The 24,087-nt window shown below is 33.3% G+C and carries 22 protein-coding genes; 16 read left to right on the plus strand and 6 right to left on the minus strand.

Annotation, left to right across the window (positions count from 1 at the left end; translation table 11 throughout):
* Positions 1 to 27: 27 nt before the first annotated feature.
* The 3 genes from BLV91_RS03165 to ychF all read right to left on the minus strand — a co-directional run bounded on the left by BLV91_RS03165 (position 28) and on the right by ychF (position 4,204).
* Positions 28 to 1,890, minus strand: coding sequence for a DNA topoisomerase IV subunit B (locus BLV91_RS03165; RefSeq protein ID WP_091429548.1), 1,863 nt, complete (start codon positions 1,888 to 1,890; stop codon positions 28 to 30).
* 190 nt (positions 1,891 to 2,080) lie between these two features.
* Positions 2,081 to 2,602 carry an NADPH-dependent FMN reductase gene (locus tag BLV91_RS03170; protein ID WP_091429551.1) on the minus strand — a complete coding sequence of 174 codons (522 nt, stop codon included), beginning with the start codon at positions 2,600 to 2,602 and terminating at the stop codon, positions 2,081 to 2,083.
* A 507-nt stretch (positions 2,603 to 3,109) separates the two neighbouring features.
* Complete coding sequence (gene ychF, locus BLV91_RS03175) at positions 3,110 to 4,204, minus strand: redox-regulated ATPase YchF (RefSeq protein WP_091429777.1); 1,095 nt, start codon at positions 4,202 to 4,204, stop codon at positions 3,110 to 3,112.
* Positions 4,205 to 4,751: 547 nt separating this feature from the next.
* On the opposite strand from ychF, the gene BLV91_RS03180 reads away from it, so the two are divergent.
* From BLV91_RS03180 to BLV91_RS03190, 3 genes are all read left to right on the plus strand, one after another.
* A complete protein-coding gene (locus BLV91_RS03180; RefSeq protein WP_091429780.1) occupies positions 4,752 to 7,403 on the plus strand; it encodes a TonB-dependent receptor in 2,652 nt (883 codons plus the stop codon).
* A gap of 166 nt (positions 7,404 to 7,569) precedes the next feature.
* Positions 7,570 to 8,316, plus strand: coding sequence for a class I SAM-dependent DNA methyltransferase (locus tag BLV91_RS03185; RefSeq protein ID WP_091429554.1), 747 nt, complete (start codon positions 7,570 to 7,572; stop codon positions 8,314 to 8,316).
* A gap of 109 nt (positions 8,317 to 8,425) precedes the next feature.
* Complete coding sequence (locus tag BLV91_RS03190) at positions 8,426 to 8,959, plus strand: hypothetical protein (RefSeq protein WP_091429557.1); 534 nt, start codon at positions 8,426 to 8,428, stop codon at positions 8,957 to 8,959.
* A 76-nt stretch (positions 8,960 to 9,035) separates the two neighbouring features.
* On the opposite strand, the gene BLV91_RS03195 is transcribed toward BLV91_RS03190, so the two are convergent.
* Complete coding sequence (locus BLV91_RS03195; RefSeq protein WP_091429560.1) at positions 9,036 to 9,386, minus strand: 4Fe-4S dicluster domain-containing protein; 351 nt, start codon at positions 9,384 to 9,386, stop codon at positions 9,036 to 9,038.
* A 134-nt stretch (positions 9,387 to 9,520) separates the two neighbouring features.
* Here BLV91_RS03195 and BLV91_RS03200 point away from each other — a divergent pair, with 134 nt between their 5' ends.
* From BLV91_RS03200 to BLV91_RS03225, 6 genes are all read left to right on the plus strand, one after another.
* Positions 9,521 to 10,579 carry an acyl-CoA reductase gene (locus BLV91_RS03200; RefSeq protein ID WP_091429562.1) on the plus strand — a complete coding sequence of 353 codons (1,059 nt, stop codon included), beginning with the start codon at positions 9,521 to 9,523 and terminating at the stop codon, positions 10,577 to 10,579.
* A 93-nt stretch (positions 10,580 to 10,672) separates the two neighbouring features.
* Positions 10,673 to 11,743 (plus strand): 3-phosphoserine/phosphohydroxythreonine transaminase, encoded by a 1,071-nt coding sequence (gene serC, locus BLV91_RS03205; RefSeq protein ID WP_091429564.1) that lies wholly within the window; start codon positions 10,673 to 10,675, stop codon positions 11,741 to 11,743.
* 118 nt (positions 11,744 to 11,861) lie between these two features.
* Positions 11,862 to 12,812 (plus strand): D-2-hydroxyacid dehydrogenase, encoded by a 951-nt coding sequence (locus tag BLV91_RS03210; protein WP_091429565.1) that lies wholly within the window; start codon positions 11,862 to 11,864, stop codon positions 12,810 to 12,812.
* A 101-nt stretch (positions 12,813 to 12,913) separates the two neighbouring features.
* On the plus strand, positions 12,914 to 13,477 hold the full coding sequence (locus BLV91_RS03215; protein WP_091429567.1) for a hypothetical protein: 564 nt from the start codon (positions 12,914 to 12,916) through the stop codon (positions 13,475 to 13,477).
* A 115-nt stretch (positions 13,478 to 13,592) separates the two neighbouring features.
* On the plus strand, positions 13,593 to 14,027 hold the full coding sequence (locus BLV91_RS03220; protein ID WP_091429568.1) for a DUF6146 family protein: 435 nt from the start codon (positions 13,593 to 13,595) through the stop codon (positions 14,025 to 14,027).
* 32 nt (positions 14,028 to 14,059) lie between these two features.
* Entirely contained in the window at positions 14,060 to 14,368 is a 309-nt protein-coding gene (locus BLV91_RS03225) for a DUF6787 family protein (protein ID WP_091429570.1), read from the plus strand.
* 5 nt (positions 14,369 to 14,373) lie between these two features.
* On the opposite strand, the gene BLV91_RS03230 is transcribed toward BLV91_RS03225, so the two are convergent.
* Together BLV91_RS03230 and msrA are read right to left on the minus strand one after the other, a co-directional pair.
* Complete coding sequence (locus tag BLV91_RS03230) at positions 14,374 to 14,667, minus strand: hypothetical protein (protein WP_091429572.1); 294 nt, start codon at positions 14,665 to 14,667, stop codon at positions 14,374 to 14,376.
* Positions 14,668 to 14,716: 49 nt separating this feature from the next.
* Positions 14,717 to 15,265 carry a peptide-methionine (S)-S-oxide reductase MsrA gene (gene msrA / locus BLV91_RS03235; RefSeq protein ID WP_091429574.1) on the minus strand — a complete coding sequence of 183 codons (549 nt, stop codon included), beginning with the start codon at positions 15,263 to 15,265 and terminating at the stop codon, positions 14,717 to 14,719.
* 146 nt (positions 15,266 to 15,411) lie between these two features.
* Between msrA and BLV91_RS03240 the strand changes: the two genes are divergently transcribed.
* The 7 genes from BLV91_RS03240 to BLV91_RS03270 all read left to right on the plus strand — a co-directional run bounded on the left by BLV91_RS03240 (position 15,412) and on the right by BLV91_RS03270 (position 23,818).
* Positions 15,412 to 16,074 carry an ABC transporter ATP-binding protein gene (locus BLV91_RS03240; RefSeq protein WP_091429575.1) on the plus strand — a complete coding sequence of 221 codons (663 nt, stop codon included), beginning with the start codon at positions 15,412 to 15,414 and terminating at the stop codon, positions 16,072 to 16,074.
* Positions 16,075 to 16,133: 59 nt separating this feature from the next.
* The gene (locus tag BLV91_RS03245) at positions 16,134 to 16,898 is read left to right on the plus strand and encodes a TIGR02757 family protein (RefSeq protein ID WP_091429577.1); all 765 of its coding nucleotides are present in this window, start codon (positions 16,134 to 16,136) and stop codon (positions 16,896 to 16,898) included.
* 258 nt (positions 16,899 to 17,156) lie between these two features.
* Positions 17,157 to 17,525, plus strand: a complete 369-nt coding sequence (locus tag BLV91_RS03250) for a response regulator transcription factor (RefSeq protein WP_091429580.1) — start codon at positions 17,157 to 17,159, stop codon at positions 17,523 to 17,525.
* Positions 17,526 to 17,555: 30 nt separating this feature from the next.
* Complete coding sequence (locus BLV91_RS03255; protein ID WP_091429584.1) at positions 17,556 to 18,659, plus strand: HEAT repeat domain-containing protein; 1,104 nt, start codon at positions 17,556 to 17,558, stop codon at positions 18,657 to 18,659.
* A gap of 1 nt (position 18,660) precedes the next feature.
* Positions 18,661 to 20,097, plus strand: coding sequence for a glycosyltransferase family 2 protein (locus BLV91_RS03260; RefSeq protein WP_091429586.1), 1,437 nt, complete (start codon positions 18,661 to 18,663; stop codon positions 20,095 to 20,097).
* A gap of 20 nt (positions 20,098 to 20,117) precedes the next feature.
* Complete coding sequence (locus tag BLV91_RS03265) at positions 20,118 to 22,556, plus strand: LTA synthase family protein (RefSeq protein WP_091429588.1); 2,439 nt, start codon at positions 20,118 to 20,120, stop codon at positions 22,554 to 22,556.
* Entirely contained in the window at positions 22,553 to 23,818 is a 1,266-nt protein-coding gene (locus BLV91_RS03270) for a YaiO family outer membrane beta-barrel protein (protein WP_091429590.1), read from the plus strand. The genes BLV91_RS03265 and BLV91_RS03270 overlap by 4 nt, the downstream gene beginning before the upstream one ends.
* The last annotated feature ends 269 nt before the right edge of the window (positions 23,819 to 24,087 follow it).

Below are 24,087 nucleotides of genomic sequence, written 5' to 3' on the forward strand. Positions count from 1 at the left end.
CTACTCTTATCAACTATAAACTATATTTTATACTGCTTCAACCACATCCAATTCTACCTTCAGGTTCTTAATAATGAACTCTTGACGGTCTGGCGTATTTTTTCCCATATAGAACGACAACAATTGCTCTACAGATGTGTTTTTGTCCATCATAACGGGATCTAATCGAATGTCTTCGCCAATAAAAAACTGAAATTCATCAGGAGAAATTTCCCCCAAACCTTTAAATCGGGTGATTTCTGGTTTTGGTTTTAATTTTTCAATCGCTGCTTTTCTTTCATCATCAGTATAACAGTAGATCGTCTCCTTTTTATTTCTAACCCTAAAAAGTGGCGTTTGTAAGATGTATAAATGTCCTTCTTTTATTAATTCAGGAAAAAATTGCAAGAAAAACGTAATCAGCAATAACCGAATGTGCATTCCATCGACATCGGCATCTGTTGCAATTACGATATTATTGTAACGTAATTTTTCCAGTCCGTCTTCAATGTCTAATGCCGACTGTAATAAATTAAATTCTTCATTTTCATAAACAATTTTCTTGCTCATTCCATAGGAATTTAATGGCTTACCACGCAAACTAAAAACAGCCTGTGTATTCACATCCCGAGATTTAGTAATCGACCCAGAAGCCGAATCTCCCTCCGTAATAAAAAGAGTACTCTCTAAATTTCTTGGGTTTTTAGTGTCTGGAAGATGGGCGCGACAATCTCTTAATTTCTTGTTGTGCAAATTTGCCTTTTTGGCACGATCAGTAGCTAATTTTCTGATTCCTGATAATTCCTTACGTTCTCTTTCGGCTTGCAAAATTTTTCTCAATAATGCATCTGCCGTTGGAGGATTCTTGTGCAGATAGTTATCTAATTTCGTTTTTACAAAATCATTTACAAAAGTTCGTACTGAAGGCATTCCCGGTTCAGAACCTATATCCGTAGAACCTAATTTGGTTTTGGTCTGTGACTCAAAAACTGGCTCCATCACTTTGATACTGATGGCTGTAACGATAGACTTTCGAATATCAGAAGCCTCGAAACTTTTGTTGTAAAACTCTCTGATGGTTTTTACAATCGCTTCTCTATAGGCAGCTAAATGCGTCCCTCCCTGTGTGGTATTTTGTCCATTCACAAAGGAATGGTACTCTTCGCTATATTGTGTTTTACTGTGCGTTAAGGCAATTTCGATATCTTCTCCTTTCAAGTGGATGATTGGATATTCTAGATCTTCTGTATTAATGGTTTCTTCCAATAGATCTTTCAATCCATTTTCAGAGAAATATTTTTCGCCATTAAACAATATTGTCAACCCATTATTTAGGTAACAATAGTTCTTCAGCATTTTAATTATATATTCATAACGAAATTTGTAGTTTTTAAAAATCGCTTCATCTGGGATAAAGGTTACTTTAGTTCCTTTTCGTTTTGTGGTGTCAATAATGTCTTCTTCGAGAACCAAATTACCTGCCGAAAATTCAGCGGCCTTTTGTTTCTCATCACGCACAGATTCCACGCGGAAATAATTAGACAAAGCATTAACTGCTTTTGTTCCTACTCCGTTCAAACCTACTGATTTCTTGAACGCCAAGGAATCGTACTTACCACCGGTATTCATTTTAGAAACTACGTCAATCACTTTCCCAAGCGGGATTCCACGACCATAATCTCTTACGGTAACAGTTTTGTCTTTAATGGTCACTTCGATCGTCTTACCAGCTCCCATAACGAATTCATCGATACAGTTGTCCAGCACCTCTTTTAAAAGGATATAAATACCATCATCAGGTGAAGAACCATCACCCAACTTCCCAATGTACATGCCGGGTCGCATACGGATATGCTCTTTCCAGTCAAGCGAACGTATATTGTCTTCGGTATATTGATTTTTATCTGACATTTTGAATTTTAACGATTTGTTGCTAATGTAGTATAAAATGATAAAAATTAAAAGAGGATCCCATCAAAGTTATTAAGAATAATATTGACATTTTTTTTGACAGTAACAAAGTCACAGAGTCTCAAATTTTCAAAGGACTACAAAGAGAGCTAATTGCTATTGTCCAAACTTTGTTTCTTTATTTTTAAAACTAAAAACCTTTAACAATTTCTTTTAGCTGATTATCCAATTCCGGATTAGAAATTTGTCCTTTTTTGATATCGAAATTATCGTTGAAACTAGGCAATGAGAACGTTGCATTGATATTTCCACCGTAAAAAGGAAAGGCGTTTTTAGCTACTCCCAGTACACTTGCCCCCCCTTTTGCCCCAGGCGAAGTTGCCATAAGCAGCATAGGTTTATTTTGAAAAACTTTAGCATTTATCCTGGTACACCAGTCAAAAATATTTTTGAAAGCTGCGGAATAATTCCCGTTATGTTCCGCCATGGAAACCACCAGAATATCGGCTGTGGTAATTTTATCTAGAAAGGCTTGCGCCAAAGGATGCTGACCTATTTCTTCCTCAATATCTACGCTAAATAAAGGCATTTGAAAATCATTTAAATCCAAAACTTCTACATCAGCATTTTCAAATAAAGACGCAGCATAGGTAGCTAATTTTTTATTGATTGAGTTTTTACTTGGACTTCCTCCAAAGGCTATTATCTTCATACTAGTAGTTTTTTATAAAAATAGTAAAATTCCGCCATAGATTCAACGTATTAAAAAGAAAATGGAATCCAGGTCAGATAGATTTAGCAGATTGAGATGGTTTTATTTACCGCTAATTCGCAGATTTTTAATACGTTTTTCTCTTTTTTCTATTTTCTCTACTCTCTTTCTTCTTTCCTCTCCCCTCTATTTTCTATTCTCTATTCTCTCTCCTCTTTCTTCTCTTTCTTCTTTCTTCTCTTTCTTCTTTCTTCTCTTTCTTCTTTCTTCTCTTTCTTCTCTACTCCCTACCCCCGATTGAAACGAAAAGCATTTTAACAGGATTTCCTACTTTTTTATAGACCAAAAAGAGCGCCCAAAGGAAGCTCCTTTTTTGACTAATAAAAAAAGGCAAGACGATAAAATCTTGTAGTGGAAAGCGGGAATTAGGTCCATAAAAAAAACCTGCAAAATGACTCTTGCAGGTTTCTTTCTATTTTCTTTATTCTTTACTCTGTTTTCTAGAAGCTACACGTTAAAACGGAAATGCATTACATCACCATCCTTAACAATATATTCTTTACCCTCTACTTTGAATTTTCCAGCTTCTTTCGCTTTTGCCTCAGATCCGTAATGAACGAAATCTTCATAAGCAATTACTTCAGCACGAATGAATCCTTTTTCGAAATCAGTATGAATCACTCCTGCAGCCTGTGGTGCTGTTGACCCAATATCGATTGTCCAAGCACGAACTTCTTTTACTCCAGCAGTAAAGTAAGTTTGTTGTTTTAATAATTTATAAGCTGCACGAATAAGAACTGAAGCACCTGGCTCAGTTAATCCCATATCTTCAAGAAAAACCTGACGTTCTTCGTAGCTTTCTAACTCTGTAATATCAGCTTCTGCACCAACAGAAAGTATAATTACCTCTGCATCCTCATCTTTAACTAGTTCACGAACTAGATCTACATATTTATTCCCTTTAACTGCTGAATTTTCGTCAACATTACATACATACAAAACTGGTTTTGCAGTGATTAACTGAAAGCTTTCCATCAATACTTCCTCATCGTTCCCTTGAGGAATAATAGTTCTAGCTGATTTTGCTTGAAGCAAAGTCTCTCTAACTCTATCTAAAAGTGCTTTTTCTGTTTGCGCTTCTTTATTTCCAGTTTTAGCAGCACGATTTACTTTCTCAAGACGTTTTTCTACTGTCTCTAAATCTTTTAACTGCAATTCGATATCAATAGTCTCTTTATCACGAATTGGGTTTACATTACCATCAACGTGAACAATGTTATCATTATCAAAACAACGCAATACGTGAATAATAGCATTACATTCTCTGATGTTTCCAAGAAACTGATTTCCTAAACCTTCTCCTTTACTTGCTCCTTTAACTAAACCAGCAATATCTACGATATCAACTGTAGCCATTTGCACACGCTCTGGCTTTACTAATTCCTCTAATTTTTCAATTCTTGGATCAGGAACGTTCACAACTCCTATATTAGGTTCGATTGTACAAAAAGGAAAGTTGGCACTTTGCGCTTTTGCATTTGATAGACAATTGAATAATGTTGATTTTCCAACATTTGGTAATCCTACAATTCCTGCTTTCATGACATTTATTTTTACAGATAATGATTTTTCATTATCCGTCTTTAGTAATTCCTTTTTTAAAGTTTGCAAATATAAGATATAATGCACTTACTCAGCAAATTTTCACTCTTCCTTTTCAGCACGAAACTGAGGTTGAAAACAAACACTTTGATTCGGTAACAATTAACAACCTTCAAAATACTATAACGGTTACTTAATTCGGTAACGTTTTTATTCTCCCAATTGTTTTCTTACTGGCAATTATATGACATGTTCTTTCATTATTAAAATAACATTCTCCTTTAAACGCAATAAATACAACGCGTACTAGTCTAATAGAACATTATTTCGACTAACTTAAAAAGTTAAATTATCGATATCATTTTTAACTATTATATTGATGCAATAATAATTTCCATCATAATTTACCACATCTATAATTAGCTATCTACATTTTAGATTTACAGTATTTATTTTTAGAAACACGAACGAAATATTAAAGTTTTGTTAAAAAAATGTTATATTGCAGTCCAAATTAAACCAAACAAAAACCAAAATTCAATTATTTATGAAAAAAATCACATTATTATTTCTACTACTGAACGTCAGTTTCCTTTTTGCACAAAAAGAAATATCAGGAGTAGTAAAAGATAACACTGGGGCAGCGCTTCCAGGAGTTAACATCGTAGAAAAAGGAACCAGCAACGGTGTTTCAACAGACATTAATGGTACCTATAAAATAAGAGTTAAGGAAGGCGCTATGCTACTTTTCAGTTACATTGGTTTTTCTAATGTTGAAAAAGCAGCAACATCTTCTACTGTAAATGTTGTTATGGCTGAATCAGGTGGACAAGCACTACAAGAAATTGTTATTACTGGATCTAGAACTGCTCCAAGAAGTAACACAACTACTGCATTACCTATTGACGTTATTTCTTCAAAAGACTTAGCATCTACTGGGCAAGCAAGTTTTGACAAGGCGTTACAGTACAAAATTCCATCTTTTAACACGGTACAAACACCGGTAAATGATGCAACTTCATTATTAGACCCTTATGAAATCAGAAACATGGGACCTAGTAGAACTTTAATCCTTATTAATGGTAAACGTAAAAACTTAAGTTCTTTACTTTATGTTCAAACATCTCCAGGACGTGGTGAAACAGGTGCTGATATCTCAGCTATACCAACTGATGCAATCGAAAGAGTAGAGATACTTCGTGATGGTGCTTCGGCTCAATACGGTTCTGATGCAATTGCAGGGGTTATGAATATCATCTTAAAGAAAGACACTAAAGGCGGATCAGTAACTGTTAGAACTGGAATCACCTCTGAAGGTGACGGAGAAATGTTAGGAGTAAGTCTTAACAATGGTTCTGAAGTAGGTGATGGTAAAGGTTTTGTCAACTATACTGTAGATTTCTCTAAAGTTTCTCAATCAAACAGACCTGGTACAGTTGATGCTGCTGGTGAAGCTACTGATTTTGGTGCTTCATTATCTGACGTACAAGCTTTCTTAGCTAAAAAACCAGATGCAGGAAACATCAATGGTTCTCCTGAAACTGCCGCTGCTAAATTTTTAGTAAATGGTGGATTTGATCTATCTGAAGAAACACAACTTTATTATAATGCAGCCTATGTTTACAAAAAAGTAAACTCTTTTGCTAATTACAGAACTCCATATTGGAGAACTTTATCTGACTATCCTTACTTAAAGGATTTCTTTGGAGACGGTACTCCCGCTTCATATGTTGGTTATGTACCTACATTTACAGGGGATTTGAATGACTATAATGCTACATTAGGTTATAAATCAGTTAAGAACGGATGGAATACTGATGCGAGTGTAACTGTTGGTGGAAACACACAAACCTATTCAGTGGAAAACTCTCACAACAGATCAGATTTACAAGATGAAAATGGAGCCAATATTTACCTAGAAAACAGCCCTATTGCATTCAAACCAGGTGGAACTTCTTTCAACCATGTTGTAGGAAACCTAGATATCTCAAAAATTCTATCTGATAAAATCAGTATTGGTTTTGGATCTGAGATCAGAACAGAAACTTTTGAAGTTATAGAAGGAGACTTAGCATCTTATGACGGACAAGGAGCTGACTCATTTGCTGGTAACCTTCCACAAAATTCAGGAAAATGGAATCGTTATAACTTAGGTGGTTATTTTGATGTTGCGTATGACGTAACTGAAGATTTCTTAATCAACGGAACCCTTCGTTATGAAGATTATAGCGATTTTGGTGGAGCAACAGTTTGGAAAATCAGTTCAAGATATAAATTTGCTGAGGATAAAATTACATTAAGAGGATCTGTTTCTACAGGTTTCAGAGCTCCTACATTACACCAAATCTATACTCAAAAATCACAATATTCATTCGTTGCAGGAGAAGGAATTCAAGTTAGCGGAATTATAAATAATGTATCTCCACAAGCTCGTTTAATAGGCGTACCTAAATTAGATGCTGAAAAATCTACTAATATTACTGTAGGTATTGGAGCTAAACCTTCAAGAAATTTCAATTTTACTGTAGATTATTACAATATCAAAGTTAAAGACAGAATTATCTTAGGAGATATTGTATCAACACCTTACGGAGATGTAGCTTGGTTTGAAAACTCATTTGACTCAAGAACTTCAGGTTTAGATTTTGTTGCAAATTACAGCAACATCTTACTTGGAGAAGGTAAATTAGGATTCAACTTATCTGGAAACATTACTATAGATAACGAAAGAATATCTCCATTAAAAAGAGACAATTTCAGCGCAACACTTGACGCTTTAATGTTTACTTCTAGACCAAACACAAAATGGATTTTAGGAGCTAATTATGAAATTGGAAAATTCGATTTCTCTCTTAACAACACTTATTTTGGTAAAACAACCTTTAAACAAGCTGGTTTAAGTGATAATTTAAGAACAGAATTTATTCCTAAAATCGTTACAGATTTAGGAGTTAATTTTTCTGCAACAGAGAAGTTAACTTTATCTTTAAACGTAAACAACTTATTAAATGTATTGCCAGAATGGGAATTCAAAGCTGAAAACGCTGCAGGTACTACTTTATTAAACGATCCAGCACTAGTAAAAGAGCAATCTAACTTGATTACTTTTAACCAACGTTATTCTCAAATGACATACGATGGTTTTCACTTTAGCCAATTAGGTACAATGTTTAACTTATCGTTGAACTATAAATTCTAATTCGATTATCGAGTAATTCAAAAGGGCTATCCATCGGATAGCCCTTTTTTTATATACTATTTTTCCATAAATTTATAAAGTGTTTAAAATCTATTGATTGGATGCTATATCCTGCTTTGCAATATCAGTTCAAACGAAAGTAATATACACTTCTAAACGAAAAAATATGGCAACTCTTTATCACGGAAAAATGGCCGCAATATATGACGCCATGTATCAAACCTTTGTTGACTATGATGAAGAGTATGCATTCTACAATAGCTTTATCAAGGAAAACAATTGCAAAACCATCCTAGAAATAGGCAGCGGAACAGGAAACCTTGCCAAAAGATTTAAAGAGAGTCAGCAAGATTACAAAGGACTGGATTACAGCGAAAGCATGATAGCTATTGCCCGAGAAAGAAACAAAGATTGCACCTTCATTCAAGGTGACATGAGAGATTTCAATCTAGATAAGCAAGTCGATGCTATAATTATTACTGGCAGATCTACTAGTTACCTGACGACAAACGAGGATATGGATGAAACCTTTGCGTCCTTATTCAACAATATCACCGATGAAGGTATAATTGTATTTGATTTTATTGATGCCAATCGGTTTATTCCCTATATAAATGAAAATCAAAAAATAATACATCAAGCCCGACACGAGGGAATAAATTACATAAGAGAAAGCCACTGGGAAACGACGACTGCAGATAATTTCATGGTGGAATGGCAAGCAAAATACTACACTAACATAAATGGTGTAAAAAACCTGATAGCTGATGATTTTTCTACTGTTCGGGTTTTTACATTAAATGAAATGCAACTATTCCTATATTTAAATAATTTTGAAATTATAAAAACAATCGACCGAAAAACATACGCCTATGACACCTACGTCATTGTTGCTAAAAAAAAGAGTAAGTAAAGCCACTTTGTTTTTAGTGTGAATAATACAATCTTTAGCTACAATTTTGTAATAAATTAAAAGTCATATAGTTGTAAATTTGTACTGTAAACCTTTAAAATAAAATATCATGAAAATTATAGTTTTAGGAATGGCCGCTTTTTTATTTTCTGTAAATATTCAAGCACAAAACAAGAATGTAAAAACAGAAGTCAAGACAAATATTACGACCATCAAAGATTCTCAAGGGGAAAAGAAGTTAGTCGAAACTAAGGAAATTCAAGAGGTTCAGAATTTAGAATTAAATGATGCCAATTCGAATGTGTTAAATAAAGACATAAAAGAAAGTCCTGTTGAAGTAACAGCAACTACTAAAGTTACCGCTGACGGGGTTACTAAATTAATTGATGTAGACAGATCAGCATATTATGAACTAGATGGAACAAAATATCAAGTCTCTACTGATAAAAAAGGTTATTCAGTTTTTATGCCAGACGGAAAAAAAGCTGCTATTTTGAGAAAAACATCAAACAACAATTATATCTATAAATCAGGAAATAAAACTTCATTTGGTCATTTTAACTCTGATGGAAACATGATATTAGAAACTTATGATGACAAAACAGATACGATTACAATTACTACGTACCATATTGAAAAATAGTAAAAAATAGATTTGAACAAAAAAATCCTGTTCGCCTCTGCGAACAGGATTTTTTTTGTTCTACTATTTCTAGATGCTATTCGTTGTGTAAAAACGCTTTTCTGTTAAGTAACGTCTCTTCAGATTCTACATGATTATCATCAGGAATACAACAGTCAACAGGACAAACCGCAGCACATTGTGGTTCATCATGAAAGCCTTTACATTCTGTACATTTTCCTGGAACAATGTAATATACTTCATCCGAAATAGGCGTTTGGGCATCCTCAGCATCAACCTCAGTACCGTCAGGTAAAATTACTTTCCCTGTTAGTTTAGTCCCGTCTTTATATCTCCAATCATCTGCTCCTTCGTATATCGCAGTATTTGGGCACTCTGGTTCACATGCGCCACAATTAATACATTCGTCTGTTATTATAATTGCCATTTGCTATATTATTTGTTATTCGGGTCAAAAAAAATTCTATTAAGTGACTTTTGACTTTAAGACTTTTGACTTTCGACTTATTAAAGCTTATTTTTGTGCAAAATTACAATCAAAACAATTCATAAGCAAACATAATGACATTAGAAACAAAAAAAACTGTTTTTGTTGAATTAGGGAGATTTTTAAGTCAATTTTCCGAAGACAACAGTTCCAAAGAAGAAACTGTTCTGCATAACGATCTGTTTTTTGACGATTTTATCAAATTAATAAAACTATCCCAGTCCCACAATGGATGGTATACACCTGAACAGGTATACTTTTCCATTCAATCATGGGCAAAAGCGCTAACGCAAGAAAACTTAGACAAATGGTTATCTAGTTATGAAATTGACACCGTAAAACCCAAAAACATTGCGTTAATCTTAGCGGGTAATATACCATTAGTTGGTTTCCATGATTTCTTGTCCGTTTTAATTACAGGTCACTCTGTACTAGTAAAAACATCTTCAAATGACCAACATTTACTTCCGTTTCTAGCCAAATACATAATTGCAGTTGAGCCTAAGTTTGCCGATAAAATCACATTTGTTGAAGGGAAACTAGAAAATTTTGACGCAGTTATTGCAACCGGAAGTAATAATACAGCCCGTTATTTTGAATATTACTTTAAAGACAAACCGTCCATAATTAGAAAAAGCCGAAACTCCATTGCAGTATTAAATGGTACCGAAACTAAAGAGCAGTTGAGCGCTTTAGGAGAGGACATTTTTAGATATTTTGGCTTGGGATGTCGCAATGTATCGAAGCTATTCGTACCAAAAGGCTACACATTTGACAGCTTTTTTGAATCTATTTTTGAGTATCAAGATGTGATTCATTATGAAAAATATGCAAATAATTACGATTATAATAAGGCTGTGTTTTTAATGAGTAATTTCAAGTTATTAGATAATGGATTTCTAACTTTAAAAGAAGATAAAAGTCACGCCTCTCCTATTTCGAGTGTGTTTTACGAATTCTATGATGACATCGTAGATTTACAAACACGTTTAAAGTCAGAAGACGAACAAATACAGTGTATCGTTAGTAATAATCTTGTTGAAAACAGTATTATTTATGGTGAAACACAAAATCCTCAATTATGGGATTATGCAGATAACGTCGATACTATAACGTTTTTGTTAACAATATAGGTTAAAAATGTTTTATTTTTTCGAATTATTTAACGCTTTTTAAAGTCCTAATGCCGAAATTTGCGTTTTAATTTTTCGGACATAAACTACACCATGAAAAAACACAACTACAGCGCAGGACCATGCATTTTACCACAAGAAGTTTTTGATAAATCAGCACAAGCTATTTTAAATTTTAATGATTCTGGCTTATCCATTTTAGAAATTTCGCACAGAAGTAAAGATTTTGTTGCAGTAATGGATGAAGCGAGATCACTTGCTCTTGAATTATTAGGACTAGAAGGCAAAGGATACAAAGCTCTTTTCCTTGCAGGTGGAGCAAGTCTTGAATTTCTAATGGTACCTTATAACTTAATGAAAGAAGGCGGTAAAGCTGCATATCTTGATTCAGGGACATGGGCTAACGGAGCAATAAAAGAAGCAAAATTTTTTGGAGAAACAGTGGTCGTAGCTTCTTCAAAAGAAGAAAACTACAATAATATTCCAAAAGGATACAGTGTACCTGCTGATGCAGATTACTTTCACTGTACGAGCAATAACACCATTTTTGGTACACAAATGAAAGAATTTCCATCGCTTGACATGCCAATTGTTTGCGATATGAGTTCTGATATCTTTTCTAGAGTATTAGATTTCTCTAAATTTGATATCATTTATGCGGGAGCACAAAAAAATATGGGCCCTGCAGGAACAACTCTTGTTATTGTTAAAGAAGAGATTCTTGGTAAATCAGGAAGAACTATTCCAAGTATATTGGATTACGAAAAGCACATTAAAGCCGAGAGTATGTATAATACGCCAGCTGTTTTTCCAGTTTATGCTTCATTATTGACTTTACAATGGTTAAAAAAACTAGGTGGAGTTGCAGCAGTTGAAAAACTGAATAATGCAAAAGCCGAGTTACTTTATAACGAAATAGACAGAAACCCTTTATTTAAAGGAGCTGCAGCTGTTGAAGATCGTTCAAACATGAATGCTACTTTCTTATTGAATGATGCTGCACATACTGAAACTTTTGACACTATGTGGAAAGCAGCAGGAATCTCTGGAATACCAGGACATCGTTCTGTAGGTGGTTACAGAGCTTCTATGTACAATGCAATGCCAATTGAAAGCGTTCAAGTATTGGTAGATGTAATGAAAGCTTTAGAAAAAGCAATTTAAAAATTAAAACATTGAATGATTTAAGGATTTGAATAGTCCATTTATAATCATTCACTACATTAAATAATAGATCGAATCTTTAAATCTTTAAATTTTCCAATCTTAAAATATAAATAAAATGAAAGTACTAGCAAACGACGGAATTTCTAAAAGTGGAATTCTAGCTTTAGAAAAAGGTGGATTTGAAGTAATAACTACAAAAGTAGCACAAGAACAAGTAGCTAATTATGTGAACGAAAACAACGTAAGCGTAGTTTTAGTGCGTAGTGCAACTAAAGTTCGTAAAGATATAATTGATGCATGCCCAGGTCTAAAAATAATTGGTCGTGGTGGTGTAGGAATGGATAACATTGATGTTGACTATGCAAAAAGCAAAGGGATTCACGTAATTAATACACCTGCATCTTCATCAGAATCTGTAGCAGAACTAGTTTTTGCTCACCTATTTTCTGGAGTTCGTTTTTTACATGATTCAAACAGAAATATGCCTCTTGAAGGAGATTCAAACTTTGATGGTTTGAAAAAAGCATACGCAAATGGTGTTGAACTAAGAGGAAAAACATTAGGAATTGTAGGAATTGGACGTATTGGCCAAGCTACTGCAAAAATGGCTCTTGGATTAGGTATGAAAGTCATTGCTGCGGATAGTTTTATCCCTAAAGTTGATTTAAAAGTAGAATTCTTTGACGGACAGTCAATCACTTCAACAATAGTTTCTCAATCACTTGAGTCATTATTTAAAGAGGCTGACTTTATTACCTTACACGTTCCTGCTCAAGATGGTTACATCATTGGTGAGAAAGAATTAGCTATCATGAAAGATGGTGTAGGTATTGTAAATTGTGCTCGTGGTGGTGTTATTGATGAAGTAGCATTAGTAAAAGCATTAGACAGCGGAAAAGTATTATTTGCAGGATTAGACGTTTTCGAAAACGAACCAACTCCTGAAATGACTATTTTAATGAATCCTAAAATTTCATTGACTCCACATATTGGAGCTGCAACAGGAGAAGCGCAAGATAGAATTGGAACTGAATTAGCTTCACAAATCATTAATTTGATTGGATAGTTAAGAGAAATTCTAGTTATTTATACGAGTGGGTTTGTTAATTTATTTTAACAAACCCACTTTTTTTTGTAAATTGTAAAATGAACTAAAAAAAGTATATAATGTTTGAACAATTAGCACAATTAGCGCAACAATTTGGACAGGAGGCTGTAGTAAATAACACAGCAGTTCCAAATGAAAAAAATGAAGCTGTCATAACTGAAGCTAGTAATTCAGTAATAAGCGGATTGCAAAAAATAGTTTCAGAAGGAGGTGTCGACCAATTAGCAGGATTATTTCAAGGCAATAACGCTGCAGATAAATCGAACCCAGTAGTTCAAAAACTAACAAATGAATTATCAGGTAACTTAGGTGAACAATTTGGAATTAATGCTTCAGATGCATCTGGAATAGCTTCTAAGTTAATCCCGCAAATAGTAGCAGCATTAGTAGGAAAGGCTAAAGACCCAAACGATTCAAGTTTTGAAATATCGGATATTATTGCTGCGATTTCTGGTGGTTCTGGTGATAATTCAGGTATTATGGATGCCATTTCTAAGTACGGAGGACAATTTGGTTTAGACCAAAATGGGGACGGAAAAGTAGATCTAAGTGATGCGATGGATGCTGTCAATAAAAAAGGCGGTGGAATTGGTGGAATGCTAGGTGGTTTATTTGGAAAATAATAAAATCAAAAGTCATATAATTATAAATCATTTGCCTGTTGCAAATGATTTTTTTTTCCTAAAACACTAAAAACCAATTGTTAATTTTTGTAACTTTAATTCAAATCTTTCAATCATGAAAAAAAGCTTCTACATATTAGCCATCATTTTAGTTTCCTTTTATAGTTGTAAAACTTCTAACTCTACAATAACTAAATCAGATAATCCTAATGCTACACAAAACGATACGGTAAGAATTGCTAATGATGAATTAGAATATGAAGTAATCATTATTGACATTGGTTTTTCAAGCTGGCTAGCCTCAAGAGCCTTTCCTAGAGGTTACCATTCCCAGAGTTATTTGGAAAACAAAAACAGCCTTTGGATTAACGAATGGAACAATCGCGTTTTACAACCTTTCCGCTATAATCCTAATTTATATGAAATGACCATAGCTTACGACCCAAATATTAATTACGGATACGAAGTCAATTATTTAATTTATAATTATTTGGTTTATTTTCAAAATACCTACAAACAAAAACTTTTTGGTTATGTTCCTGCGAGATAATGTCACTATATTTGTAATCATTATAAATAAAAATGAAGGCATTAAAAAAACGTTGGGGCATTGACTCTAATTTCCAACTAGCAGTTATATTTATCGTTTTTGCAATTACGGGTTCTACTTCAGCTTGGCTGTCGAAACCTGTGTGTTTTTGGCTGGGAATTTTAAAAGAAGACTTCGGCTTTTGGCATACACCTGCACGATTGATTATCATTTTTCCACTGTACCAGGTTTTATTAGTGCTGATTGGATTTCTTTTTGGTCAATTCAAATTCTTTTGGGCCTTCGAAAAGAAAATGCTGAAACGATTGGGATTTGGTTTCCTGTTTAAGGAAAAAGAATAGCTAAACTATTGTTTTTTCTTTATTACATAATTATAGATCCAAGTTAACGTAAAGGAGGGAATAACATCCGTAAAGGGAATGATTTCTTCTAGAAATGTTACTACTCCCCCTACTTTTCCAACCGTCCCTTTATACATCCTTGTCATTAAATAAGCCGCTATTGGCGCCCAAATAACATCAGAGAACTCACCAACCATAGGTACGGTAAAGGATAGCATGCCAATGGCATCAAAAATAATTCCTAAAATCAGGTTTCTATTTCTCACGCTTTTATCATCTATAATTGTTTCCCTTTCCATTTTTAAAGTAAAATTTGATTTGCTGTAAATTAAAGCAAAAGTAATGCCACTACGCTTTTAATTTTTCCTGAAAATACTTCTTAAGCTTTTCTATCTTTGGAGTAATAACATAAGAACAATATCCCTGCGATTTATTTTCATTGTAGTAATTATTATGATAGTCTTCTGCTTTATAAAAGGTAGAAACTGGTGAAACCTGAGTTACGATAGGTTGTCCAAAAGTATTTTCATTTGCCAATAAAGAAATATACTCTTCAGATATTTCCTTTTGCATTTCATTGTGATAAAATATTTCACTTCTATACTGAGTACCTACGTCATTTCCTTGACGATTTAATGTTGTAGGGTCATGAGTTGCAAAAAAGACCTCCAATAATTCCCCAAATGCTATTTCATTAGCATCGTATGTGATTTGGATTGCTTCTGCATGACCTGTATCTCCACCACAAATTTCCTTGTAGGTCGGATCTATTGTTTCTCCGCCTATGTAACCCGAGACAACACTTTTAACGCCTTTTAGCTCTAAAAAAACTGCTTCTGTACACCAAAAGCAGCCGCCGGCAAAGGTTGCTACCTCAGTTCGTTCTTGTATTCCCATAATTAGGTTCTCTTTTAGTTCTTAAAATTATTCAATTTCAAATTTAGGGTATTAAATACAGTAGGCCGATTCTTATTAACTAAAATTTATTATTTGCCCATTATATAATTCTAAAAATCTTTGTTTCTTTGTAAAAACTGCCTCAAATGATACATGCAAAAAATTTACATAAATATTACGACCAACTCCATGTTTTAAAAGGAGTGGATTTGCATATTCAAAAAGGAGAAATCGTATCTATAGTAGGAGCTTCTGGTGCTGGTAAAACTACGCTATTACAAATTCTTGGGACCTTAGATAAACCCACACCCGAAAATGAAATCATGCTGCGCATCAACGATGAGGATATTTTGACGATGAACGACAAAAACCTATCCAAATTTAGGAATTTGAACCTAGGTTTTATCTTTCAATTTCATCAGTTACTGCCTGAATTTACAGCTTTAGAAAACGTATGCATACCTGCTTTTATTGCCAACAAGCCGAAACAAGAAACGGAAACTGAGGCTAAAAAACTATTGGAATATCTGGGGCTTTCTCATCGAATAAACCACAAACCAAATGAGCTTTCTGGTGGTGAACAACAAAGAGTGGCTGTTGCAAGAGCACTAATAAACAAACCCGCGATCATATTTGCCGATGAGCCTTCAGGAAACCTTGACACAGCATCTGCTGAAAATTTACACCAATTATTTTTCAAACTGCGTGATGAGTTAGGTCAAACCTTTGTGATTGTGACCCATAATGAAGAGTTAGCCAATATGGCTGATCGGAAATTGATAATGATTGACGGTTTGATTAGTAACTAAATAAGTTAAAGGTTCTTTTTGTAAAGAGAACAACTTTAAACATTAGCCTATAAACAAAAATGAATCATACAGATCTCAAATCTTTCCTTGACGAGAAAGTCATTCAATACAATACTCTTGAATTTATAGAAAGTGACCCCATACAAATTCCGCATTTATTTTCTCAAAAAGAAGATATCGAAATTGCCGGTTTCCTCAGCGCAACAATAGCTTGGGGTAATCGTACAATGATTATCAGGAACTCTCATAAAATGATGGACTTAATGGGAAATGCACCTTATGATTTTGTGATGTCTCATACAGAAGAAGATTTAGAAAAGCTAGAGACGTTTGTCCATCGTACTTTCAATGCACAAGATTTTACTTTTTTTATAAAGAGTTTAAAAAACATTTATCAAAACCATAATGGATTAGAATACGTATTTACTAAAAACGAACATTTAGAAAATATGCAACTATCCATTTCAGAATTCAAAAAGACATTCTTCGAAATTCCGCATCAATATCGCACCCAAAAGCATGTTTCAGATCCCATGAACAATTCGGCTGCAAAACGCATCAACATGTTCTTAAGATGGATGGTTCGCCAAGATAATAAAGGAGTCGATTTAGGGATTTGGAAAAGTATTTCAGCTTCTTCACTTTCCTGCCCTCTAGATGTGCATTCTGGGAATGTGGCACGAAAATTGGGTTTGCTTTCGCGGAAGCAAAATGACGGAAAAGCCTTAGCTGAATTGGATATTAAACTTCGTGAATTTGACAGGATGGATCCTGTTAAATATGATTTTGCCCTATTTGGTTTGGGAGTATTTGAAGGGTTTTAATTTATAGTCTCATAGAAAAGAATTGTCGGTTAAGATTTAAGTCAACTATTGTCTTCTTTTAATTTGAATCTGATTGAAAAATTAATAGTTTTTTTCGTTCTTTTCTACCTGCTAAATCGACAATATTTGTCTTTAATCGTTGATTTTAGCTTTTAATCTATAAAAAAACATCAAATTATCTTAATTTTGGTCTAACCAATTTTAAAAACATACTATTTTAAAATTTAATAAAGTTAACCGAGTAAAATATAATGCAACATGGTTGATATTAAAAAAATTGTTATCGCTGAAGACAATTCATTACTTTCTTCATTACTAAAGTTCCGATTAGAGAAAGAAGGATATAAACTGTTAGTTGCTGAGAATGGCAAAGATGCGATTGAATTGATAGAACAACATCAACCTGAGTTGATTTTGACTGATATTATGATGCCTTTCGTTAGCGGACTAGAAGTGATCAGTCATGTAAGAAATAAATTAAATATGCTAACCCCAATAATAGTGTTTTCAGCAGCGGGACAAGAAGAAATAGTTTTAAAAGCTTTTAACTTAGGTGGTACTGATTTTATGAGTAAGCCAATTAGCCCGAATGAATTAGTTATTAGAATAAAAAGACTGTTAAGATAATATCTTAAATCGCGAGCTGAAATAAATTCCATGAATAACAATCAATATTTTTTTGAATATCTGCAAAATTCTCCACCTATCATTGAATTGGTCTGGTTCATGATTGGCGTTTCTCTTTTGTCTATTTTAATTTTAATAATTTACTTAAAATATTTAAGAACACATTTGAGAAGCAATGAGAAAATACGGGAAACATATCAAATGAAGTATGAGTTACACCTCATAACCTATTTATATTCTGGAAATGAAGAAGAGACTATTAGCCCGGAACAACAAACCATAATCGATGAATTAAAAAAAGATCTATCAGATTCTTTTAAAAGAAGTATTGTAGTTGCAACTCTTCTCAAATTAAAAAACGAAATATCTGGAGAACTGGACGAATCTATTCAAAAACTTTATTATCAAACAGGGCTTATAAATTTTTCTATCTCAAAACTGAGAAGTAGAAAATGGTACGTAGTTGCAAAGGGAGTTAGGGAGCTAACACAATTTCACATAAAAGAAGTTCACGATGAAGTAATAACCTTGATAAATCACCCAAAAAATGAGGTTCGAAAAGAAATGCAATTATATTTGGTGAATTTATTTAGTTTTAAAGGGCTTGATTTTTTAGATGTCTTACAAACACCCTTATCTGAGTGGGATCAAATTCAATTACTAGAGGTTTTGCAACGCTTTGACGATCAGCAAGTTTTCGATATCAAACCATGGTTGAAATCTTCGAACGACTCAGTAGTGACTTTCGCCTTAAAACTAGCTGATATTTACATACAATTTCAAGCGAAAGAGGACCTTATTGAGCTATTAGATCACAAAAGCGAAAAAATAAGAATCGAATTAATTAATGTTTTGGGTAATTTAAATATTATAGAAGCTAAAACTATTTTAAAGAATCATTTTATCGAACGAAGTCAACAAGAACAAATTGCCTTTTTCAAAATGATGGAAAAAATGCCTGAAAGTGATGATGAATCTTTTTTGTTAGAATACATTCATCATGAAAATTTTGAAATTAAGTTGTCAGCCTTAAAGATTTTGAAAATGATTAACTCAAACACTTTCAATATTCAAAAGCACAAAGGAACAGAGCCCGATTTTGTGAAAATTGTTGAATATTTAGAAAATAACTAATATGGAGATCAATACTATTTCAATTTTTCTTATAATTCGTTATCTATTTTTTGTTTATGCTATTACAACAATAGGATCGTACATTGTATTGGCTATAATTTCTGCAGTTGAAACTGTAGCCTACATGAAGAAAAATAGCTTCGTAAACTACAAAGAAATTTTATCATCTAATATTGCTCCTTCGATTTCGATTATAGCGCCAGCTTATAATGAAAGTTTGAATATTATTGAAAACGTACGCTCCTTACTATCCAATCATTATGTGAATTATGATGTAATAATAGTAAATGACGGAAGCAAAGATGACAGTCTAGAAAAACTAATCGTAGCATATGACTTAGTCAAAGTAGAGCATCTTATTAATCAACAAATTCCAACAAAACCGCTAAGAGAAGGGATTTTTAAATCTACTAATCCAGCATTTGAAAAATTGATTGTTGTTGATAAAGAAAATGGCGGAAAGGCAGACGCATTGAACACTGGTCTAAATATTAGTCAAAACAAGTATGTTGCATGCATTGATGTAGATTGTTTATTGCTTGAAGAAGCGCTTCAAAAAATGATTAAACCATTTTTAGAATCAACAGATACAAAAGTAATCGCCGCAGGTGGAGTTATAAGAATTGCTAATTCATGCATCATCAGAGACGGAAAATTAATTGATGTCAATCTTCCGAAAAAAATGCTCGAAAAAGGCCAAATTCTAGAATATATACGTGCTTTTTTATTGGGGCGAATGGCATGGAGCAGGCTTAATGGCTTATTAGTTATATCGGGTGCCTTTGGTATGTTTGACAAAAAAATTGCGATAGAAGTTGGAGGCTACGACACAAAAACGGTTGGAGAGGACATGGAAATCATTGTTCGAATGAGAGGGTTTATGGAGGAACAAAAAGAAAAATACAAGGTAGCATATATCCCTGATCCCCTTTGTTGGACCGAAGCTCCTGATAATTATAAAATATTTATTTCCCAAAGAAACAGATGGACCCGCGGTACAATTGAAACACTTAGAAAACATCGAAAAATTGGGTTTAACCCAAAGTACAACTCCATGGGACTTTTAAGCTACCCCTATTGGTTATTTTTCGAGAGGTTGGCCCCATTAATCGAAGTCCTTGGAATCCTGTATTTCGCGATACTCGTTGTCCTTGGTCAAGTGCGATGGGATTATACAGCTGCCTTTATTATTATGGCCTATTTGTTTACAGTTTTATTTTCTATTGTTGCCATTTTATCAGAAGAACTGACTTACCATCAATATAAAAAGAAAGGGATAGGGTATAATTTATTAAAAATTGCTTTCTTAGAGCCTTTTGCCATTCATCCCTTTATTGTCTATTCCGCTGTCGTAGGAAACATAGATTACTATTTCAACAAAAAGAAAAAATGGGGAGAGATGACACGAAAAGGAATGACAAATCCTGAAACAATATAGACAAAACCAATATCTATTCTATGCCAATTAGATTTCCATTTACTACAACTTCAAATTATATTTATCTTACATTTTCGCTAATACTAACGTTTTGGCTGATTACCATATTTGAGATATATTCTATTATATCCAATGGAATAGAAATAGAAGTTGCAAGCACACTTATATTCAAATTAATCAATGATTTCTGGACAGGAATAATTATTGGTCTACTACTTCTACCGTTATATTTGGCATTTATTTACATCAAAAAGCCATTTAATGATATTGCAATTAAAATACTGTTTTGTTTAATTGTAATTGGCCAATTCGCCTTGGTAAAATACAGTCTTACCACGCTTATAAATCTTGGAGCAGATATTCTTGGCTACTCTATGGGAGACATGTACACAACCGTTACCGCTTCAGAATCATTGTCGTATTTTTATTTCTTTCCTTTTATTTTGTTTCCCATGGTATATTTGGGCATCAATTTAGGTGTAAATACTGTTTTAATCAACTATTCAAATCAATGGAAAACTTATATTATTTCTGGAATAGTAGTACTTACTTTAGTTAGTTTAAGGTTCATCATTCCTGAAGTAACAAATACTCGATATCAAAATAAGTTATCCTTCTTTACAACTGACATCATCCGATTTCAGAATGATAAAAATTTAACTAATTCAGCAAATTTATTTTATAAAAAGGAGTATCCACTAGTCAAACCTTTCAAGTCATCTGACGATGTTTTGGCCCCTTTTTTTGAAATCCATGAGGAGAAGCCAAATATAGTGATGATCATCGTAGAAGGATTAGGAAGTGAATTCATAGGCAAAAATGATTTTAGAGGGTTTACACCTTACCTTGACTCCTTAATTCCAAAATCATTGTATTGGGAAAATTTTGTCAGTAATGCTGGTAGGACTTTTGGAGCTCTTCCTTCGTTAATAGGATCGTTACCCTATGGAGAAAAAGGTTTCTTGGAATTAAATCCATTGCCATCACATATCTCTCTAATTAGTGTTTTAAAAGCCAATGAATATACTACTTCTTACTATAGCGGTGACGAATCCAGTTTTGACAGAAAAATTAATTTCTTAGAATACAATGGAATAGATAATGTAATAGACATTAATAAATTTGGACCCGGTTATCAAAAAACAAAAGAAAACTCAGGCGGGTTTTCATGGGGCTACCCCGATGCTGAAATTTTCAAAAAAACATTATCAGAAATTGCAGGTAAAAAAGGACCACGTTTAGATATCGTTATGACGCTTACTAATCACGAACCTTTTGATTTTCCATCTAAAAATGTGTATTTAAAAAAGGTAGACAGCATCAGCAATTCCAATAAAAGTATTGCAGTTTCAGCATCTGAAATAAAAGCGTATAAAGATATATTTGCCTGTTTGCTATATACAGACACTTCCATCAAAAATTTTATGGAGTCCTATGCTAAAAGGCCTGATTATAAAAACACAATTTTCATAATCACAGGGGATCACAGACTAATTCCTATAACACAAAGAGACAAATTAAGTCGTTTTCATGTTCCCTTTTATATTTACAGTCCTATGTTGAAAAAAACGGAAACTTTTAAATCCGTTTCATCACATTGGGATGTTACTCCAAGTTTACTTTCTTTCTTAATGAACAATTACAAGTTCAATAAGATGCAAAAAACAACATGGATGAGTCAAGGATTAGACACCACGAAACAATTTAGAAATGTACACCGTATCCCTTTAATGCGCTATAAGGGTAGCATTAACGATTATATTTATAAGGACTACCTATATTCTGATGGAGAGTTATTTAAAATAACCGAAAATTTCAAAACTAACAAAATCGAAGATCAGGCTGTTCTAAAAACAATTTCCGACTCTTTACAAGAGTTTAAGAGGTTAAATGCCTACTTAACACAGAAAAACAAAATTATTCCAAATTCTTTAAATATATACACGCAACCCGCCTTTGAGTTTTCTACAAAAGAACTTGCCGTAATTAAAAAATTGACAAATGGATTGAATTTTGACCAGACATTCTTACTAGCAAGAGAACTTGCATTTAATAAAGAAAGAAAAAATGCAAGATTACTGTGTAATTATATTTTAAATGAATTACCTAATTATGGTGATGTAAGAACTTTAAAAGCAAGAACACTAGCCTGGGATGGCGATTATAAAAATGCCGAAATCGAATTATTAAATGTAATAAAAAGAACTCCTTTTTACAATGACAGTTACCTCGCTTTGATGGACGTATATTGGTGGTCAGGCCAAAATGAAAAAGGAATTGCAATCGCTAAAAAAGCGATAAAAAACGATGTTAAGACACCAGAACTGAGCCTTAAATTAGCTCAGGCTTATAAAAGAACAAACAACCTTGCGAAATCAAACAAAATCATAGATAGCATTATTAAAATTTATCCTAAAAATGTTGATTTCTTAAATTTCAAAAAATCCTTAAAAGAATGATTTCAAAAACAGTATTTAAATTCAGTTTAATAATCACATTTGCATGCGTGATTCAAATATATGGTCAAAAAAGCGTCTATAACGGTAATCCTGACACTTCTTTTGAAACAGCTCGTCAGTTAGCATTTAACGAGCAAAGGAAACAAGCTCAAGATACTTTAGTATCCATTTTGACAAAATACCCTGACTATCATGATATTCGTTCTTTTTTAGCCTCTACCTATTCGTGGGATAGTGAATACAAAGATGCAAGAAAAGAATTTGCGTATGTATTAGAGAAGGATCCACAAAATAAAAATACTTGGATTGCCGCAATAAAAAATGAAATTTGGGCAGAAAAACCATATAATGCTTTAGAGATAACAGCTGAAGCATTGAAAAAATTTCCAGATGATGCCGAAATATTATACTTAAAGGCCACAGCACAAGAAAACACAAACAATCCTTTAGAAGCTTACAGTACAATACAAGCTATATTAGACAAAAACCCTGAAGACCAAAAAGCGAAAGACTATAAAGTTAATTTAAGTACAACACTTCGAAATAATACAATTGGAATTACTACGGCCGTCGATTTGTACTCGGAAGTCTTTGATCCCATGCAATATTACACTTTGTCTTACGGCCGACAAACAAAGTACGGAAGTATAATAGCGAAATTTAATTTTAACAGAAGGTTTAATGAAAATGGAACTCAAGTTGAATTAGATATGTATCCAAAAATTGCAAAAGGACTATATGCTTATCTGAACGTAGGAGTTGCCAATACTTTCCTTTTTCCCGATTTAAGATATGGTGCTGAATTGTATAAATCATTACCTAAAAGTTTTGAAGTTTCACTTGGATTCCGTTCTCTACAATACGACACTACAACTAACATTTATACGGGTTCGATAGGATGGTATACTGGAAACAGTTATTTATCTTTCCGCCCTTATTTTACTCCAAGTGACAATGGCACCAGTACTTCTGGAACTTTCACCTACAGAAAATACCGTAGTGATGCTGACAATTACCTAGGCTTTACTCTTGGTATGGGGTTTTCTCCAGAAATAAACCAATTTAATTTTAGCGAAAATCAAAGTGCAATTGTGGACCTAAAATCCCAAAAACTAAATATGGGCTACTACTTTACCTCGGCTAACAAAAAAAATGCGTGGGGAGCACAATTTGGAGTGACACATCAAGAAATTACTTTTGATCAAGGGAATTACTTTTGGATTTATAATCTTGCTTTGTCATGGGATATTCGTTTTAAATAAAAACACAGCGATTAAAAAAATATCGTGAAATAACGAATCTAATTTTAGGACCACTTTTGAGCAATTAAACGATACTAAATTAGCATAAAAGCTATTGATTATTTAGAATTCACGCGGCTACTACCTATTAAAGAAAAAGCAAAACATAAGCATCGCTAAACTAGATCCGTATTTACTTTAGAAGGACAATGCTACGCTAATAATGAGATCGTTTAGGGAATTAGGAAAAGTAATCCTGACGCTTCTTGAAACTCTTTTTTTTTTTAAAA

It is taken from the genome of Flavobacterium degerlachei, from assembly GCF_900106645.1.
GTDB lineage: Bacteria > Bacteroidota > Bacteroidia > Flavobacteriales > Flavobacteriaceae > Flavobacterium > Flavobacterium degerlachei.

Excerpts from the sequence above, each read along its gene's own strand:
- BLV91_RS03250 (WP_091429580.1), top strand. The coding sequence starts at position 17,157 with ATGGTTGATATTAAAAAAATTGTTATCGCTGAAGACAATTCATTACTT.
- BLV91_RS03255 (WP_091429584.1), top strand. The coding sequence starts at position 17,556 with ATGAATAACAATCAATATTTTTTTGAATATCTGCAAAATTCTCCACCT.
- BLV91_RS03210 (WP_091429565.1), top strand. The coding sequence starts at position 11,862 with ATGAAAGTACTAGCAAACGACGGAATTTCTAAAAGTGGAATTCTAGCT.
- BLV91_RS03270 (WP_091429590.1), top strand. The coding sequence starts at position 22,553 with ATGATTTCAAAAACAGTATTTAAATTCAGTTTAATAATCACATTTGCA.
- ychF (WP_091429777.1), bottom strand. The coding sequence starts at position 4,204 with ATGAAAGCAGGAATTGTAGGATTACCAAATGTTGGAAAATCAACATTA.
- serC (WP_091429564.1), top strand. The coding sequence starts at position 10,673 with ATGAAAAAACACAACTACAGCGCAGGACCATGCATTTTACCACAAGAA.
- BLV91_RS03265 (WP_091429588.1), top strand. The coding sequence starts at position 20,118 with ATGCCAATTAGATTTCCATTTACTACAACTTCAAATTATATTTATCTT.
- BLV91_RS03240 (WP_091429575.1), top strand. The coding sequence starts at position 15,412 with ATGATACATGCAAAAAATTTACATAAATATTACGACCAACTCCATGTT.
- BLV91_RS03220 (WP_091429568.1), top strand. The coding sequence starts at position 13,593 with ATGAAAAAAAGCTTCTACATATTAGCCATCATTTTAGTTTCCTTTTAT.
- BLV91_RS03195 (WP_091429560.1), bottom strand. The coding sequence starts at position 9,386 with ATGGCAATTATAATAACAGACGAATGTATTAATTGTGGCGCATGTGAA.
- msrA (WP_091429574.1), bottom strand. The coding sequence starts at position 15,265 with ATGGGAATACAAGAACGAACTGAGGTAGCAACCTTTGCCGGCGGCTGC.
- BLV91_RS03245 (WP_091429577.1), top strand. The coding sequence starts at position 16,134 with ATGAATCATACAGATCTCAAATCTTTCCTTGACGAGAAAGTCATTCAA.
- BLV91_RS03260 (WP_091429586.1), top strand. The coding sequence starts at position 18,661 with ATGGAGATCAATACTATTTCAATTTTTCTTATAATTCGTTATCTATTT.
- BLV91_RS03230 (WP_091429572.1), bottom strand. The coding sequence starts at position 14,667 with ATGGAAAGGGAAACAATTATAGATGATAAAAGCGTGAGAAATAGAAAC.
- BLV91_RS03185 (WP_091429554.1), top strand. The coding sequence starts at position 7,570 with ATGGCAACTCTTTATCACGGAAAAATGGCCGCAATATATGACGCCATG.
- BLV91_RS03200 (WP_091429562.1), top strand. The coding sequence starts at position 9,521 with ATGACATTAGAAACAAAAAAAACTGTTTTTGTTGAATTAGGGAGATTT.
- BLV91_RS03165 (WP_091429548.1), bottom strand. The coding sequence starts at position 1,890 with ATGTCAGATAAAAATCAATATACCGAAGACAATATACGTTCGCTTGAC.
- BLV91_RS03180 (WP_091429780.1), top strand. The coding sequence starts at position 4,752 with ATGAAAAAAATCACATTATTATTTCTACTACTGAACGTCAGTTTCCTT.
- BLV91_RS03190 (WP_091429557.1), top strand. The coding sequence starts at position 8,426 with ATGAAAATTATAGTTTTAGGAATGGCCGCTTTTTTATTTTCTGTAAAT.
- BLV91_RS03215 (WP_091429567.1), top strand. The coding sequence starts at position 12,914 with ATGTTTGAACAATTAGCACAATTAGCGCAACAATTTGGACAGGAGGCT.
- BLV91_RS03170 (WP_091429551.1), bottom strand. The coding sequence starts at position 2,602 with ATGAAGATAATAGCCTTTGGAGGAAGTCCAAGTAAAAACTCAATCAAT.
- BLV91_RS03225 (WP_091429570.1), top strand. The coding sequence starts at position 14,060 with ATGAAGGCATTAAAAAAACGTTGGGGCATTGACTCTAATTTCCAACTA.